13 protein-coding genes are annotated in these 14,686 nt (G+C 71.3%); 4 read left to right on the top strand and 9 right to left on the bottom strand.

Annotation, left to right across the window (positions count from 1 at the left end):
- The 4 genes from ACFV2J_RS10845 to ACFV2J_RS10830 all read right to left on the bottom strand — a co-directional run.
- Positions 1 to 673 (bottom strand): PTS sugar transporter subunit IIA (locus ACFV2J_RS10845; protein ID WP_385438188.1); only part of this gene is annotated, 673 nt, incomplete at its 3' end.
- Between the two features lie 361 nt (positions 674 to 1,034).
- A complete protein-coding gene (gene pfkB, locus ACFV2J_RS10840; protein ID WP_385082287.1) occupies positions 1,035 to 1,988 on the bottom strand; it encodes a 1-phosphofructokinase in 954 nt (317 codons plus the stop codon).
- Positions 1,985 to 2,746, bottom strand: a complete 762-nt coding sequence (locus tag ACFV2J_RS10835) for a DeoR/GlpR family DNA-binding transcription regulator (RefSeq protein ID WP_385082286.1) — start codon at positions 2,744 to 2,746, stop codon at positions 1,985 to 1,987. The genes pfkB and ACFV2J_RS10835 overlap by 4 nt, the downstream gene beginning before the upstream one ends.
- Positions 2,747 to 2,984: 238 nt before the next feature.
- Positions 2,985 to 4,613 (bottom strand): MFS transporter, encoded by a 1,629-nt coding sequence (locus tag ACFV2J_RS10830; RefSeq protein WP_385082285.1) that lies wholly within the window; start codon positions 4,611 to 4,613, stop codon positions 2,985 to 2,987.
- A 62-nt stretch (positions 4,614 to 4,675) separates the two neighbouring features.
- Between ACFV2J_RS10830 and ACFV2J_RS10825 the strand changes: the two genes are divergently transcribed.
- Positions 4,676 to 5,668: a helix-turn-helix transcriptional regulator gene (locus ACFV2J_RS10825; protein WP_385082284.1), complete on the top strand. Its 993-nt coding sequence runs from the start codon at positions 4,676 to 4,678 to the stop codon at positions 5,666 to 5,668.
- 17 nt (positions 5,669 to 5,685) lie between these two features.
- Here the strand turns inward: ACFV2J_RS10825 and ACFV2J_RS10820 are convergent, their stop codons facing one another.
- Together ACFV2J_RS10820 and ACFV2J_RS10815 are read right to left on the bottom strand one after the other, a co-directional pair.
- Positions 5,686 to 6,357, bottom strand: a complete 672-nt coding sequence (locus ACFV2J_RS10820) for a TetR family transcriptional regulator (protein ID WP_385082296.1) — start codon at positions 6,355 to 6,357, stop codon at positions 5,686 to 5,688.
- 784 nt (positions 6,358 to 7,141) lie between these two features.
- Positions 7,142 to 8,143, bottom strand: a complete 1,002-nt coding sequence (locus ACFV2J_RS10815) for an RNA polymerase sigma factor RpoD/SigA (RefSeq protein WP_385082282.1) — start codon at positions 8,141 to 8,143, stop codon at positions 7,142 to 7,144.
- A 208-nt stretch (positions 8,144 to 8,351) separates the two neighbouring features.
- Here ACFV2J_RS10815 and ACFV2J_RS10810 point away from each other — a divergent pair, with 208 nt between their 5' ends.
- Positions 8,352 to 8,882: a GNAT family N-acetyltransferase gene (locus ACFV2J_RS10810; protein ID WP_385082280.1), complete on the top strand. Its 531-nt coding sequence runs from the start codon at positions 8,352 to 8,354 to the stop codon at positions 8,880 to 8,882.
- A gap of 81 nt (positions 8,883 to 8,963) precedes the next feature.
- Here the strand turns inward: ACFV2J_RS10810 and ACFV2J_RS10805 are convergent, their stop codons facing one another.
- Complete coding sequence (locus tag ACFV2J_RS10805) at positions 8,964 to 9,725, bottom strand: dioxygenase (protein WP_385082295.1); 762 nt, start codon at positions 9,723 to 9,725, stop codon at positions 8,964 to 8,966.
- A 180-nt stretch (positions 9,726 to 9,905) separates the two neighbouring features.
- Between ACFV2J_RS10805 and ACFV2J_RS10800 the strand changes: the two genes are divergently transcribed.
- The gene (locus ACFV2J_RS10800) at positions 9,906 to 10,415 is read left to right on the top strand and encodes a MarR family winged helix-turn-helix transcriptional regulator (RefSeq protein ID WP_385082278.1); all 510 of its coding nucleotides are present in this window, start codon (positions 9,906 to 9,908) and stop codon (positions 10,413 to 10,415) included.
- Positions 10,416 to 10,604: 189 nt separating this feature from the next.
- On the opposite strand, the gene ACFV2J_RS10795 is transcribed toward ACFV2J_RS10800, so the two are convergent.
- Together ACFV2J_RS10795 and ACFV2J_RS10790 are read right to left on the bottom strand one after the other, a co-directional pair.
- Complete coding sequence (locus ACFV2J_RS10795) at positions 10,605 to 12,146, bottom strand: MFS transporter (protein ID WP_385082277.1); 1,542 nt, start codon at positions 12,144 to 12,146, stop codon at positions 10,605 to 10,607.
- A 342-nt stretch (positions 12,147 to 12,488) separates the two neighbouring features.
- Positions 12,489 to 13,133 carry a TetR/AcrR family transcriptional regulator gene (locus tag ACFV2J_RS10790; RefSeq protein WP_385082276.1) on the bottom strand — a complete coding sequence of 215 codons (645 nt, stop codon included), beginning with the start codon at positions 13,131 to 13,133 and terminating at the stop codon, positions 12,489 to 12,491.
- 267 nt (positions 13,134 to 13,400) lie between these two features.
- Here ACFV2J_RS10790 and ACFV2J_RS10785 point away from each other — a divergent pair, with 267 nt between their 5' ends.
- Positions 13,401 to 14,675, top strand: coding sequence for a M6 family metalloprotease domain-containing protein (locus ACFV2J_RS10785; RefSeq protein WP_385082275.1), 1,275 nt, complete (start codon positions 13,401 to 13,403; stop codon positions 14,673 to 14,675).
- Positions 14,676 to 14,686: the final 11 nt, after the last annotated feature.

The raw sequence follows: 14,686 nt of genomic DNA, 5'->3' as shown, positions 1-14,686 counted from the left end.
CCGCCATGTTGGTGGGCGCGAACCGGGGCGGGCCGGGGGTCCCGGCCACGAACCGCCCGGCCCGCCCCCCGGGGGGGCCCGGGGGGGTGGGGGGGGTGCCCCCCGCGCCCCCCGCCACGGAGTCCTGGGAGCCCTCGGTCGCCTCGGGGGTCTCGGAGGTCTCGGAGGTCTCGGAGGTCTCGGAGGTCTCGGGGGCCTCCGCCGTGGCCGTCGCCGTCGCGGCCGCCGGGGACTCGTCGCCGCGGATGAGCGCGGCCGCCGCCGTCGCGTCGTCCACGGCCCGCAGCGCGGAGGTGAACTCGGCGTTCATGAGCTGGCGGGCCAGCGCCGACAGGATCGTCAGATGCGCGTCGTCGGCGCCCGCCGGAGCGGCGATCAGGAAAATCAGGTCGGCGGGCCCGTCCGGTGCCCCGAAGTCGACGCCGGCGGCGCTGCGCCCGAAGGCCAGCGTCGGCTCGGTGACGTGTTCGCTCCGGCAGTGCGGGATGCCGATGCCGCCGTCGAGACCTGTCGGCATCTGCGCCTCGCGGGCGGCCACGTCGGCGAGGAAGCCGTCGAGGTCGGTGACCCGGCCCTTGGCAACCATGCGCTCGGCGAGGGCGCGTGCCGCCGCCTCTTTGGTCTCGGCGGACAGGTCGAGATCGACCAGGTCCGCGGTGATCATCTCGCTCATCGCGGGCTCCTTCGCACGCGTATCGCCCGTGGGGAGTGGGCGGGGGTGGGGACGGGGGTGACGACAGGGGTGAGAACGGGGGTGCCGCACCCGGAGGACTCCGGGGGTGCGGCGATGGTGGGAGCGCGGAGGACGGCACGACCTGCGGGATCTGCACGACCTGCGGGACCTGAGGGATCTGCACGATCCGCGGAATCTGCGGGACCCGCGGGGACCGTGCCGTGGGCGGGACCGGGGAAGTCCCGTCCCCTCAGCGTCTGTTCGGGAGGCGCCTTCGCAACCGGGCCGCGACGCGGCGCGTCCGACACCGGGTCGGGGGGTGAGCCCGCGCGCGTGGTCACGCCCACCGCGGCGGTGTCCGTCATGACACCGGCTCCGTGAGGACGCGGTCCACGGGGATCTCCGTCGTGACGGTCACGCCGGAGGGGTCGAGATCGGCCGGTCCCGGCATGACGCTGCCGGGCAGCTGCACGGCGGCGGCACCGTGGGCGACGGCGGAGGCCAGCGCTTCCGGACCGCGGCCGCCGGCGATCAGGAAACCGGCGAGCGAGGAGTCACCGGCGCCCACGTTGCTGCGTACGACGTCCACCTGGGCGCTGCCGAACCAGGCCCCCGAGTCGTCCACGAGCAGTTGCCCGTCCGCGCCGAGGCTCGCGAGCACGGCGCCCGCGCCCATCCCGCGCAACTCCTCGGCGGCCTTGACCGCGTCGCCCACGGTGGTCAGCGGGCGCCCGACGGCTTCCGCCAGTTCCTCGGCGTTGGGCTTCACCACGTCGGGCCGCTCCCGCAACGCCGCGAGCAGCGCCGGTCCCGAGGTGTCGAGGGCGATCCGGGCGCCCGCCGCGTGGGCACGGGCGACGAGGTCGGCGTACCACGAGGGACCGAGTCCGCGCGGGAGGCTGCCGCAGCAGGCGATCCAGTCGGTGTCGCCGGACCGGTACTGCTGACGCACCGTCTCCAGCAGCGACTCGGCCTCGGCGGCGGAGAGTTCGGGGCCGGGCGCGTTGATCTTCGTCAGGGTGCCGTCGGGTTCGGCGACCGAGATGTTCGACCGGGTGGCTCCCCCGACCGGGACCGGGGCGACCCGGATGCCCTGCGCGTCGAGCAGCTCGGCGACGAGTGCGCCGGGCGCGCCACCCAGGGGGAGTACGGCGATCGTGCGCCGCCCGGCCGCGGCGACCGCGCGCGAGACGTTCACGCCCTTGCCGCCCGGGTCCACGCGCTCGCCGGTGGCCCGGTTGACCTCGCCGCGGTCGAGCGAGGGGACCTCGTAGGTGCGGTCGAGGGAGGGGTTCGGGGTGACGGTGAGGATCATGCGCGTACTACTTCCGTGCCACCGCGCTCGATGTCGGTGGCGTCTTCCGGGCTCAGACCGGTGTCGGTGATCAACAGGTCCACGTCACTCAGGTCGCCGAAGCGGGCGAAGTGCTCCTGGCCGTACTTGGAGGAGTCGGCGAGCAGCACCACCCGGCGGGCCGCCTGGACGGCCGCGCGCTTCACGGCGGCCTCGGCGAGGTCGGGGGTGGTCAGTCCGTGCTCGGCGGAGAAGCCGTTGGCGGCGATGAACAGGACGTCGGCGCGGATCTCGCCGTACGCCCGCAGCGCCCAGGCGTCCACGGCGGCGCGCGTACGGTGCCGGACGCGTCCGCCGACCAGGTGGAGCTGGATGCCGGGATGGTCCGCGAGGCGGGCCGCGATCGGCAGGCTGTGGGTGACGACGGTGAGCGTCGCCTCCAGCGGGAGGTCTCCGGCGAGGCGGGCGACCGTGCTGCCCGCGTCGAGGATCACCGTGCCCTCGCCGGGCAGTTCGGCGACGGCGGCGAGGGCGATGCGGTCCTTCTCGTCGGCCGCGGTGGACTCGCGCTCGGCGAGATCGGGCTCGAAGTCCAGACGCCCGGCGGGTATGGCACCGCCGTGCACCCGCCGCACGAGACCCGCGCGGTCGAGGGTCTTCAGGTCACGCCGGATGGTCTCCGCGGTCACCTGGAACTCCTCGGCCAGCGACAGGACGTCGACCCGGCCGCCGTCACGGGCCAGCCGGAGGATCTCCTGCTGCCGCTCCGGTGCGTACATGTCCGTTCGCCTCCGACCGATGCCCGAATCTGTGGTTTCAGTCGGAGGCTACGCCCGGATTTCCGGAAAGTAAACAGGTTCGGGCGCGAGACGGACACAAACAGGCATCACGGATCTCACGGAAGGCCGTCCCGGACTGCCCCGGGAACGACCTGTGCCCGCCCTCCGCAGACGGAGGACGGGCACATGACCTGGGCTTCGGCCCCTCAAGGACCGCTCACCGCCGGGCTTCGGGAGATCAGCCCGCCAGCACCGGGTCGTCGTCGGACACCACTGGGTCCCCCGACGGGCGCACGCCGTCCCGCCCGGCGGACGAGGACTCCTCCCCCGCGGACTCCGCGCCGGCGGCGCCGGCGGCTTCCTCGGCGGACTCCTCCCCCGCCCCCTCCACATGCTGCGCCGGCCGCTTCGGCAGCGCGAACATCAGGACGAAGATGGCCGCCATGACCACCGCGACCCAGCCGAGCGCGTACTGGAAGGCGTTCACGAAGGCCGGGCCCACCTGCACCGAGGTGAGCCGGTCGGCGATCCGCCCGAAGAAGAGCACCGAGACCAGTCCGAGGCCGAGCGCGTTGCCCATCTGCTGGACGGTGTTGATGAGCCCGGACGCCGAACCGGAGTGCTCGCGCGGAACCTCCGACAACACCGCGTCGGTCAGCGGGGCCACGATGAAGCCCATGCCCGCGCCCATGACGACCAGCGGCAGGGCCATCTGCCAGGAGGCGATGGACATGCCGTACCGGTCGGACTCCCAGATGTAGAGCAGTACGCCGACCGCCATGATCAGCGCGCCCGCCTGGAGCACCTTGCGCCCGAAACGCGGGACGAGCAGCTGCACCGACATGCCGGCGGCGGCCGAGACCGCGATCGAGAACGGCACCCCGGTCAGCCCCGCCCGCAGCGCGGTCCACCCCAGACCGATCTGCATGTACAGCGTCCAGACCAGGAAGAAGATGCCGAGGCCGACCCCGAAGACGGTCTGTACGGCGATGCCCGCCGCGAAGCTCTTCACCTTGAACAGCGACAGCTCGACCAGCGGCGAACCGTCCCGCGCGGCCTTCCGCCTCTCGTACGCCACCAGCCCCGCGAACACGACGAGGGAACCGGCCATCGACAGGTACCCCCACAGCGGCCAGTCCAGCTCACGCCCGCGGGTCAGCGGGTAGAGCAGCATCAGCAGGGCCAGCGTCACGAGAGCCACGCCGACGAGGTCGAGCTTGAGGGCCTTCGGGGCCTTGGACTCGCTGATGAAACGCCGCCCCAGGATCAGCGCGGCGACACCCACCGGCAGGTTGATCAGGAAGATCGGCCGCCACTCCAGGCCGAACAGGTTCCACTCGGTGAGCAGCGCGCCGAGGAGGGGACCGGACACGGCTCCCAGCCCGACGATCGCGCCGAAGAGGCCGAAGACCTTCCCCCGCTCGTGCGCCGGGAAGGTGGCGTGCACGATCGACAGCACCTGCGGCACCATCATCGCGGCCATTCCCCCTTGCAGGATCCGCGAGGCGACGAGCATCTCCGGGTTCGCGGCGAAGCCGCACAACGCCGAGGCGAGGGTGAATCCGCCTATGCCGAGGAGGAAGATCCGCTTGCGGCCGTGGATGTCGCCGAGCCGTCCACCCGTGATGAGCCCGGCGGCGAAGGCCAGCGCGTAGCCGGCCGTGATCCACTGGATCTGGCTGAACGAGGCGCCCTCGTCCCGCCGGATCGACGGGATGGCGATGTTGACGATCGTGACGTCGACCAGGTCCATGAAGGCCGCGGTCATCACGATGGCCAGTGCGAACCAGCGCCGCCGGTCGGCCGCGCCGGCCGTGCCGTGCGCCTGCTCGGCCACGCCGCTGGGAGGGGTGTCGGTGGAGGTCATGAGAGGAAGATAGGCCCTCATTAGGTCAGGTCATGTCCTAGATGTGCGGCACTCTGGGAAACATGACGACGGACACACCGGCCCGGCTTCTCCAGTTGCTCTCCCTCCTCCAGACACCCCGCGAATGGCCCGGCGGTGAGCTGTCCGAGCGGCTCGGGGTGTCGCGGCGCACCGTGCGCCGTGACATCGACCGGCTCCGCGAGCTGGGGTATCCGGTGCAGGCGACGAAGGGCGCCGACGGCGGATACCGGCTGGTGGCGGGCAAGGCGATGCCTCCCCTGGTACTCGACGACGAGGAGGCGGTGGCCATCGCGGTGGGCCTGCGGGCGGGCGCCGGGCACGCGGTCGAGGGCGTGGACGAGGCCTCCGTACGGGCCCTCGCCAAACTGGAGCAGGTGCTGCCGTCCCGGCTACGGCACCGCGTGTCCACCCTGCAGGCCGCGACCACCCCGCTGACCAGCGGGGACGGGGCGAGCATCGCGCCCGAGACCCTGACCGTGATCGCCTCCTCGGTGGCCGGCCGCGAGCGGCTGCGGTTCGCCTACCGCTCCGGGGACGGAACGCTCTCGCGGCGGCAGGCCGAGCCCTACCGGCTCGTCTCCACCGGCCGTCGCTGGTACCTCGTGGCGTACGACCTCGACCGCGCCGACTGGCGCACGTTCCGCGTCGACCGTGTCAGCGAACCCTTCGCGACGGGTGTCCGTTTCACACCGCGCGAGCTGCCGACGGGGAACGCCGCGGACTACCTGCGGCAGTCGATGTACCGGCGGCAGGAGACGTACGAGTTCGAGATCACCTTCGCCGCGCCCGCCGCGTTCGTCGCGGCCCGGCTGCCCCACTGGCTCGGCGCGCCCGAACCGATCGACGAGCACAGCTGCCGGCTGCGGTCGTCCGCCGGTGACTCGGTGGAATGGCTGGCCGTGCGGATCGCTCTGGTCGACTGCGAGTTCACGGCACACCGGCCGCCGGAACTGGTCGACTGCATAAGGGAGTTGGGCGAGCGTCTGACCCGGGCGACAGGCGGCGCGGAGGACTTCGACACCGTGATCGGGTGACGTACGCGGCGCGTCCCTCAGACGGTGCCCCAGGGGAAGTCGCGTAGCGCTTCGAGGTGGCTGAGCGCGCGCGGCACCGGTCCGGCGGGCCCGTCGGCCGGGTCGTCGCCGGCGGCCCAGGTCTCCACCGCCACCCGCACCGCGGCGCCGGCGACCGCGGCACTGAGCCGGACCCCGGTAGCCGTCACGCGTCCCGCCCCGACACCGCTCGCCGCACCGGCATGACCGGCGGCGCCTCCGTCCGCGGTGGCGCCGTCCGGCACACCACCGCCCGCGGCACCCTCCCCCCGGGCGAGCCGCGCCGCCAGCACCCCGGCCAGTGTCCGTTCCGCCCCCTGACACGCCTCGCCCCACACTCCGAGCAGGGCGGGGCTCCCTTCGGCCAGGCGGAGCAGGGAGCGGACCCACTCCATGGACTCCGGGCGCACCCCGACGCCGGGCGTGAGGGTCTGGACGACGGCATGGCGCAGCGCGTCGGGGACGGACAGGCCGGCCGGGGCGTCGCGTACCGCCTCGGCCCATCTGTCGACGCCCGCGGAGAAGAGCGGTCCGAGGGCCTCCTCCTTGCCGGCGAAGTAGCGGTAGAAGGTGCGCGGCGCGACCCCGGCGGCGCGGGCGATGTCCTCGGCGCGGGTGGCCCGCAGGCCGTGCCTCATGAAGAGTTCCGCCGCGGCGCGGGCGATCTCCATCCGGGTGGCGGCCTTCCGCCGCTCGGTCAGCGAGAGACCGGCGACGGCACCACCACCGGCGCTCACGTCCGTGCCGGTGCTCCGCGACGGGGAATTCCCGGCGTGGGCGGCGGAGGCACGGGCGGCGGCCGCGCGGGCCGTGCGTTCGGTACCGGTCACGGTCGGCAGGTTATGCCGTTGTGGCAGACTCTGCCATCCGGGTCACCCCGGGGTTCAGGTACGGGGTGGCCCGTCGGCCTGCCCGGAATCCCGGGCCGCCCCTCGTCACCGCCCTCGGACGAACGAAGGCGCGGGACGAAGACTCGGAACCACGGAAGCAAGTCGTGGAACCAAGGCGCCGATCGAGTCACCGGACCAGGACGAAAAATGGAGCCGAGCCCCGGCGCCAGGGGGGGGAAGGCGCCGAAGCTCGGCTCTGGAAGAGTCCCGGCGCGGGGGGGGGGGAGTGCGTCGGGACTCGGTTCTGGGGGGGGCTGGGGCCTGCGCCCCGGGACCCTGAACCCTGGGCCCTGAAGTCTTGTGCCCAGAGCTCAGCATTTTGAAGCGGCGTTACATGGCCATGTGCGGTCGAGATATGGCCGACCTCAAGCGGATACGGATCGGCCGCACCGCCCGGACGGACCGGACGGGTGCTTCGGATCCCTACGAACCATACGCGGAGCGGAACGGTATGAACCGCGCGAACCGCGCGAACTACGCCCACTCATTACGTAGCCCTCGTCACGTCACCCTCACCACACCGTCCGTCACCCCTCGTCACATCACCCTCGTCACGCGGACCTCGTCACGCCGCCGCGTCGAAGCCCGTGTCGCGGGCCAGCTTCTTCAGCTCCAGCAGCGCGTGCTTCTCGATCTGGCGGATGCGCTCACGGGTGAGGCCGTGCTCCTTGCCGACCTCGGTGAGCGTGCGCTCGCGCCCGTCGTCGATGCCGTACCGCATCTTGATGATCGAGGCGGTGCGCTGGTCGAGCCGGCCGATCAGGTCGTCCAGCTCCTCGCTGCGCAGCAGCGTCAGCACCGACTGCTCGGGCGAGACGGCCGAGGTGTCCTCCAGGAGGTCACCGAACTGCGTGTCGCCGTTGTCGTCCACCGCCATGTTCAGCGAGACCGGGTCGCGGGCCCAGTCCAGGACGTCACCGACGCGGGCCTGGGTCGAGTCGAGCTCGGCGGCGATCTCCGCGTGCTCGGGCTCACGGCCGTTCTTCCGGTTGAACTCGCGCTGCACACGGCGGATCCGGCCCAGCTCCTCGACGAGGTGCACGGGGAGGCGGATCGTGCGCGACTGGTCGGCTATGGAACGCGTGATGGCCTGGCGGATCCACCACGTCGCGTACGTCGAGAACTTGAAGCCCTTGCGGTAGTCGAACTTCTCGACCGCGCGCACCAGGCCCGCGTTGCCCTCCTGGATCAGGTCCAGCAGCGGCAGGCCACTGCGGGGGTAGCGGCGCGCCACCGCGACGACCAGCCGCAGGTTCGAGCGGATGAAGACGTCCTTGGCCCGCTCACCCTCGGCGATGAGCGCCTCCAGTTCGTCACGGGTCGCGTCCGCCTTGGGGGTATCCACCTCGCCGTCGATGATCTGCCGCGCGAACACACCCGCCTCGATGGTCTGGGACAGCTCGACCTCCTTGGCGGCGTCGAGCAGAGGTGTGCGCGCGATCTCGTCGAGGTACATGCCGACCAGGTCGCGGTCGGCGATTTCGCCGCCTACGGCGCGAACACTGCGTGCCGCGTCGCGGGTCTCGCCGGTGGCGGACTGACGACGGGCGACGGCACGGGTTGCCATGCGTGCTCCCTTGCGTATCGGTGTACCCCCCGCTCGGGCCGGAGCCGAGAGCTGGGGGAGGGCTTGCGAGTCCTGGTGGCGGCTCGGCCACTCACCCGAGTGCCCGGCATCCGAAGGAAACAACGACTGGAATCCGGACAGAATTCCCAACCCGTTGCCCTATTTTTCTGATCATGCAGTACCCTGTGCCGCCACAGCAGGGGGTCAGATGACGTCAGAACGTACAGATGTGCAGGTCAGGGCGGGGGTCGAGAGTGATCTCGGCGCCCTCACCAAGATCTACAACCACTACGTACGCGAGACGCCGATCACCTTCGACACAGCGGCTCTCACACCGGAGGAGCGCCGTCCGTGGCTGCTCTCCCACCTGCAAGACGGCCCGCACCGCCTGATGGTTGCCACGGACACCGACCGGGAACCCGGGGGCGGGCGGATTCTGGGATACGCCACATCCAGCGGCTTTCGCCCGAAGCCCGCCTACGGCACCTCGGTCGAGGTCTCCGTCTATCTCGCCCCCGGCGCCGGGGGCCGCGGCATCGGCACGCTTCTCTACGAGGCGCTCTTCGAGGCCCTGTCCGGAGAGGACCTGCACCGCGCCTACGCGGGCGTCGCCCAGCCCAACGAAGCGTCCGTGCGGCTGCACGAACGCTTCGGGTTCCGGCACGTCGGCACCTACCGGGAGGTGGGCCGGAAGTTCGGCCGCTACTGGGATGTCGCCTGGTACGAGAAGGAGCTCTGACCCACCGACAGCCAGGCCCGGCCCCGCCGGCAGACCGGGGGCCGGGCGACCGGGTGGCCGGGGGGCCGGGGGGGGCCGAACTCAGCCGAACTGCACCGACCGCTTCGCCAGTCCCATCCAGAAGCCGTCGATCACGGTCTTCTGGCCGTCGAGCTCGCCCGTGGCGTCCGCCGCGCCCATCGTCACGAACAGCGGGGCGAAGTGCTCGGTACGCGGGTGGGCCAGCAGACCGGCCGGCGACTTACGGGTGAAGTCGAGCAGGGCGTCCCAGTCGTGGGCGTCCAGGGCCCGGTGGCCCCAGTCGTCGAACTCCGCCGACCAGGACGGCACGCCGCCCTGCCGCAGCGCCGCCAGGTTGTGCGTGAAGAATCCGGAGCCGACGATCAGGACGCCCTCATCACGCAGGGGGGCCAGTTTGCGGCCGATGTCCATCAGCTTCACCGGATCGAGGGTCGGCATCGAGATCTGCAGGACGGGGATGTCGGCCTCGGGGAACATCTCGACCAGGGGCACGTAAGCGCCGTGGTCGAGACCGCGGTCCGGGATGTCCTGGACGGGGATGCCGGGTGCGCGCAGCACCTTCCGTACGGAGTCGGCGAGCCGGGGGGCGCCGGGGGCCGCGTACCGCACCTGGTAGTAGTGCTCGGGGAAGCCCCAGAAGTCGTACACGAGCGGTACGGTCTCCACCGCACCGAGGGCCAGCGGGGCCTCCTCCCAGTGGGCGGAGACCATCAGGATCGCCTTGGGGCGGGGCAGTTCGGCGGACCAGGCGGCCAGCTGGCCGGGCCAGAGCGGGTCGTCGGCCAGCGGCGGGGCGCCGTGACCGAGATAGAGGGCGGGCATGCGCTCCTGTGGGGCACGCCCCTCGGTGACGTCAGGCACGGCGACAGACATGGCGGCTACTCCCTCCCGAGGGATTCAGCGTAGGACCGATCAGCCAGTTATTTGAAGTCTCAAGCTCTGATCGACGACTCTACCCCCGACTTGTTTAACCTTCAAGAAGAGGCTCGTACAGTGGAGTACATGAACACGGCATCCGCACCCGCTGAAGAGCCGCGCTGGCTCACCGAAGAGGAACAGCGCACCTGGCGTGCGTACATGCACGCCGCCACCCTCCTCGAGGACCATCTCGACCGGCAGCTGCAGCGGGACGCGGGCATGCCGCACGTCTACTACGGGCTGCTCGTCCAACTCGTCGAGGCGCCGCGCCGCCGCCTGCGGATGACCGAACTGGCCATGAGCGCCAAGATCACCCGCTCCCGGCTCTCGCACGCGATCGCCCGCCTGGAGAAGAGCGGTTGGGTGCGCCGCGAGGACTGCCCCTCCGACAAGCGCGGCCAGTTCGCGGTGCTCACCGACGACGGCTACGAGATGCTGCGCAAAGCGGCCCCGGGCCATGTCAGCGCCGTACGCCAGGCCTTCTTCGACCGGCTCACCCCCGAACAGCACAAGGCCCTCGGCGACGCCATGCGCATCATCGCCGAGGGACTCCAGCCGAAGGACGCGGGCGCGGATCTGCCCTGGTTGCGGTAGCGCCCCGCCGGGTCCGCGGACGCGGCTCCCCGGACGCGGGCGTGCGCCACGCGGGTCCTCGGAGGCGGGTCCTCGGACGCGGGTCCGCCCCGGCTCCGACGAGTTCGGAACCGGGGCGGACCCTGGGATTCGTACGGGCGAGGCGTCCCCACCCCGCGCCCGTACGCGAAGTACCCGTGCGACGGGTGATCAGTGGGCGATCACGGGCACCTTGATCTCGTCCTCGGCGCCCTCGCCCGTACCGACGGTCGAGGACATGTCCGGACGCCCGGTGTTGACGAGGGTCACGGCGATCGCGGAGGCGAGCACCAGGATGCCGACGGCGAACCAGATCGCGTTGGTGTAGCCGTTCACCAGGCCCTGCAGCTGGACCAGCTGCTGCTGCGGCTTGGAGGCGGCGCCACCGATGTGGTCCGCGATGTACGAAGTGGTCGCCGAGGCGGCGATCGTGTTCAGCAGAGCCGTACCGATCGCGCCGCCGACCTGCTGCGAGGTGTTGACCATCGCGGAGGCGACACCGGCGTCCTGCGGCTGGACACCGTACGTGGCCAGGGACATGGCCGGCATGAACGCCGTACCCATGCCGAGGCCGAGCAGCAGCTGGGCCGGGAGCAGCAGACCGGCGTACGAGGAACCGATCTCCATCTGGGTGAGCAGCAGCATGCCGATCGCGGCGGTCAGGAAGCCGGGGGCCATCAGCAGCCGCGGCGGGACCCGGGTCATCAGACGGGCGCCGATCTGCGTGGAGCCCGTGATCATGCCCGCGATCATCGGCAGGAAGGCGAAGCCGGTCTTCACCGGCGAGTAGCCCTTCACGATCTGCAGGTAGTAGGTCAGGAAGAGGAACAGGCCGAACATCGCGATGATCGCGAGGCCGAGCGAGAGGTAGACACCGCCGCGGTTGCGCTCGGTGATCACGCGCAGGGGCAGCAGCGGAGCCTTGACCTTGGACTCGACGAGGACGAAGGAGGCGAGCAGCACCGCCGCGGCCACGAACAGGCCGATCGTGCTGGAGTCGCTCCAGCCGGCGGACTCGGCGCGGGTGAAGCCGTAGACGAGGGAGACCAGGCCGAGGGTGGACAGGACGACGCCCGGGATGTCGAGCGGCGAACGGTTGCGGCTACCGGCCGGCTCACGGATGACGAAGTACGCGCCCAGGGCGGCGATGATCGCGAACGGGATGTTCACGAAGAACGTCCAGCGCCAGTTGAGGTACTCGGTGAGGAAACCGCCCAGGATCAGGCCCACGGCGCCACCGCCACCGGCGATCGCACCGTAGATGCCGAAGGCCTTGGCGCGCTCCTTGGCGTCCGTGAACATCACGGCGAGCAGGGAGAGCGCGGCGGGCGCGAGCAGCGCGCCGAACGCGCCCTGGAGGGCACGGGCGCCGAGCAGCAGGGCCTCGCCCTGTGCGGCACCGCCGAGGGCGGAGGCGCCGGCGAAGCCGATCAGGCCGGTGACGAAGGTGCGCTTGCGGCCCCACAGGTCGGCGATGCGGCCGCCGAAGAGGAGCAGGCCGCCGAAGGCGAGGGCGTAGGCCGTGATGACCCACTGCCGGTTGCCGTCCGATATCCCCAGGTCGCGCTGGGCGGAAGGCAGCGCGATGTTCACGATGGTCGCGTCGAGGACGACCATCAGCTGGGCGAGCGCGATGAAGGCGAGGGCCTTCCAGCGGTTGGAATGCGCGTCGGCCGCTGCCGCCGTCGCTGTCGGTGTTGCTGATGAAGACATGGGGATACCCACTCCGGTACTTCGCAGTGAAAAAGGTGAGGGAAAGAAACGGCTCGTCCTCGTCGACGGCCGAAGGCTTGGGGGTCCGGAATCCGGCGTCCGGCACCCGCGGTCCGGGAGCCGTGGACCGGCACCGTGCGCGGTACACGGTGCACAGTGCGCCGCGCGGGTGACGGACGGCCGACCATGAGATGGCCGACACGGATGACGGGATCGCTGACTACGGATCGCGGTTACGGACTACGGGTCACGGGTCATGGACTACGGGGCTACGGGTTACGGGCTGGCTGTCGGGCCGTGGACCGGCGCCGCGCGCCGAACTCATCGCCCGGGTCTGGTCGGTCAGGCTGTTCTCAGGCCCTCCACGGTGGCCGCCACTCCGGGCAGTACGGAGCGGGCCGGTGCCCGCAGACCGTCCAGGAACAGCTGCAGATGACGGTGTACGAACCGGTCGATGCCCTGACACGCGGTGCCGGGCAACGGCCGGGTGAGCTGGCTGACGGCGACCATCAGGTCCCCGGACTCCACGTCGGAGCGCAACTGGCCGGCCTCGCGGGCACGCCTCATCAGCGCTTCGATCAGGTCCACGGTCCGTTCGCGCGCCGCGTACAGATCCGGATGGTTCTGGTCGAAGGCCGCCGAGAGCATGGGGCACAGGGCGCCGATCCGCTCGTCCGCCGAGAAGTGCACGAAGCGGCTCAGTGCGTCGAAGGCGTCGCCGCCCTCGACGAGTGCCGCCTCGATCCACTCCGACGTGCGGTCCATGACCGAGCAGACGACCTCCCGCGCGAGCGCGTCGCGGTCGGGGAAGTTGCGGTACACCGTGGCGTTGCCGACGCCGGCGCGGCGGGCGATCTCGTCGAACGGCACCTCGGGGCCGAACTCGACGAACATCTCACGCGCGGCGGCGACGATCCGCTCCCGGTTGCGCAGCGCATCGGCTCGGGGCCGGGGCATCCGACGCTTCACGGGGGTGGCGGTCTCCACGGCGTGCTCCTCGGAAGTAGGTGAAGGCTCTGGTGTGATCCGGGGATTCACTCCCCGTTTTCACTCGGACACCTATGCCAAACGGGGAAACCATCCCCGGTTATTTCCCCGATCCTTCCTCATTCCCTGTGACCCGCGTCACACCCTTCTCCGCGAGAAACCCACGATCGGGCTCTTCCAGCGAGCGCCCGCGCATCCGTCGACACAGGGTGATCGCACAGGGTGCAGTCGGTGACCGGGCGGCTGCCGTGAACGAAGGACCCCTGCATGCAGCCGACCAGCCACCGGATACGCCGGCGCCGCGTGGCCGCCCTGGCCTCGGTGACCCTTCTGACGCTGGCGGTCAGCACCTCCGCCGGCACCGGGCACCTCACGGCGGGCTCCACGGCGGCGGGCTCCATCGCGCTGGGGCGCTCGACGGCGCTCGGTCCCTGCATGATCAGCGGCCCGAAGGGCGTACAGATGGGGGAAGGGATACCCACCCTCCCCGGATACGCCCGCTCCACCGGCACGGTCCGGGCCCTCACGGTGATGGTCGACTTCTCCGACGCTCCCGGTCAGGGCAGCGCGCTCGACCGGCTGGGCGAGTTCTTCCCGCAGACCCAGGACTGGTTCCGCACCAGTTCCTACGGCCGCCTCGACTACCGCCCCGAGACCCCGATACGTCACTGGCTGCGCATGCCCAAGCCGTTCAGCGCGTACGGCATAGAACGCGGCGCGCCCTTCGATCCCGGGTACCGCGGTCTGGTCCAGGACATCGTGGCCGCGGCCGACCCCGAGGTGGACTTCCACTCGTACGACCTCCTGAACGTGCTGGTGACGCCGAACGCCGGGCCCTCCGCCCTGGACACCGTCCTGTCCGTCACCTTCGCCGGCAACGCCGAGGCCCCGGTCGCCGACGGTGTCCCCGTCTCCAACGCGTCCTTCGTCTACAGCCGCCAGGACGACGGCTCCGGCTCCTACCCCGACACCGGGTTCCGGGTGCTCCCCCACGAGAACGGGCACACCTTCGGCCTGCCCGACCTCTACACCCAGGACGGCGGGGGCTCGGTCGGCCACTGGGACATCATGAGCGAGGACTGGGGTGCCGACAACGACCTGCTCGGCTGGCACAAATGGAAACTGGGCTGGCTCGACGACTCGCAGGTCAGTTGTGCCGCGCAGTCCGGGACCACGAAGTACACACTCACCCCGCTGTCCCGCTCCGGCGGCGCCAAGCTCGTCTTCGTCCCCACCGGCGCCCGGACGGGCTTCGCCCTCGAACTGCGCACCCCCGGCGGCAACGACACCGCGATCTGCCGCCCCGGCATCCTCGTCTACAAGGTCGACGCGGGCGTGGACACCGGAAGCGGCCCCATCACCGTCTACGACTCCCACAAGAACAGCGGCGGCTGCACGCGCAGCCCCAACGTCCACGCGGAACTCTCCGACGCCCCCTTCACCGTCGGCGAGTCCTTCAAGGACCCCGGGACCGGCGTCACGATCGCGGTCACGGGGGCGAATCCCGCGGGCGACTACGAGGTGTCCGTGACAAGGCGCTGACCTCCCCGCGC

The sequence above is a fragment of the Streptomyces sp. NPDC059668 genome, from assembly GCF_042734135.1.
Taxonomy (GTDB): domain Bacteria; phylum Actinomycetota; class Actinomycetes; order Streptomycetales; family Streptomycetaceae; genus Streptomyces.
The sequence above is the reverse complement of the archived record's forward strand: the minus strand, read 5'-3'. Positions and strand labels throughout refer to the sequence as shown.

Bases quoted from the DNA above. Each gene is read 5' to 3' on its own strand.
- ACFV2J_RS10785 (WP_385082275.1), top strand. From the start codon at position 13,401: ATGCAGCCGACCAGCCACCGGATACGCCGGCGCCGCGTGGCCGCCCTG.
- ACFV2J_RS10805 (WP_385082295.1), bottom strand. From the start codon at position 9,725: ATGCCCGCCCTCTATCTCGGTCACGGCGCCCCGCCGCTGGCCGACGAC.
- ACFV2J_RS10835 (WP_385082286.1), bottom strand. From the start codon at position 2,746: ATGTACGCACCGGAGCGGCAGCAGGAGATCCTCCGGCTGGCCCGTGAC.
- pfkB (WP_385082287.1), bottom strand. From the start codon at position 1,988: ATGATCCTCACCGTCACCCCGAACCCCTCCCTCGACCGCACCTACGAG.
- ACFV2J_RS10825 (WP_385082284.1), top strand. From the start codon at position 4,676: ATGACGACGGACACACCGGCCCGGCTTCTCCAGTTGCTCTCCCTCCTC.
- ACFV2J_RS10795 (WP_385082277.1), bottom strand. From the start codon at position 12,146: ATGTCTTCATCAGCAACACCGACAGCGACGGCGGCAGCGGCCGACGCG.
- ACFV2J_RS10800 (WP_385082278.1), top strand. From the start codon at position 9,906: ATGAACACGGCATCCGCACCCGCTGAAGAGCCGCGCTGGCTCACCGAA.
- ACFV2J_RS10810 (WP_385082280.1), top strand. From the start codon at position 8,352: ATGACGTCAGAACGTACAGATGTGCAGGTCAGGGCGGGGGTCGAGAGT.
- ACFV2J_RS10820 (WP_385082296.1), bottom strand. From the start codon at position 6,357: ATGGAGATCGCCCGCGCCGCGGCGGAACTCTTCATGAGGCACGGCCTG.
- ACFV2J_RS10815 (WP_385082282.1), bottom strand. From the start codon at position 8,143: ATGGCAACCCGTGCCGTCGCCCGTCGTCAGTCCGCCACCGGCGAGACC.
- ACFV2J_RS10830 (WP_385082285.1), bottom strand. From the start codon at position 4,613: ATGACCTCCACCGACACCCCTCCCAGCGGCGTGGCCGAGCAGGCGCAC.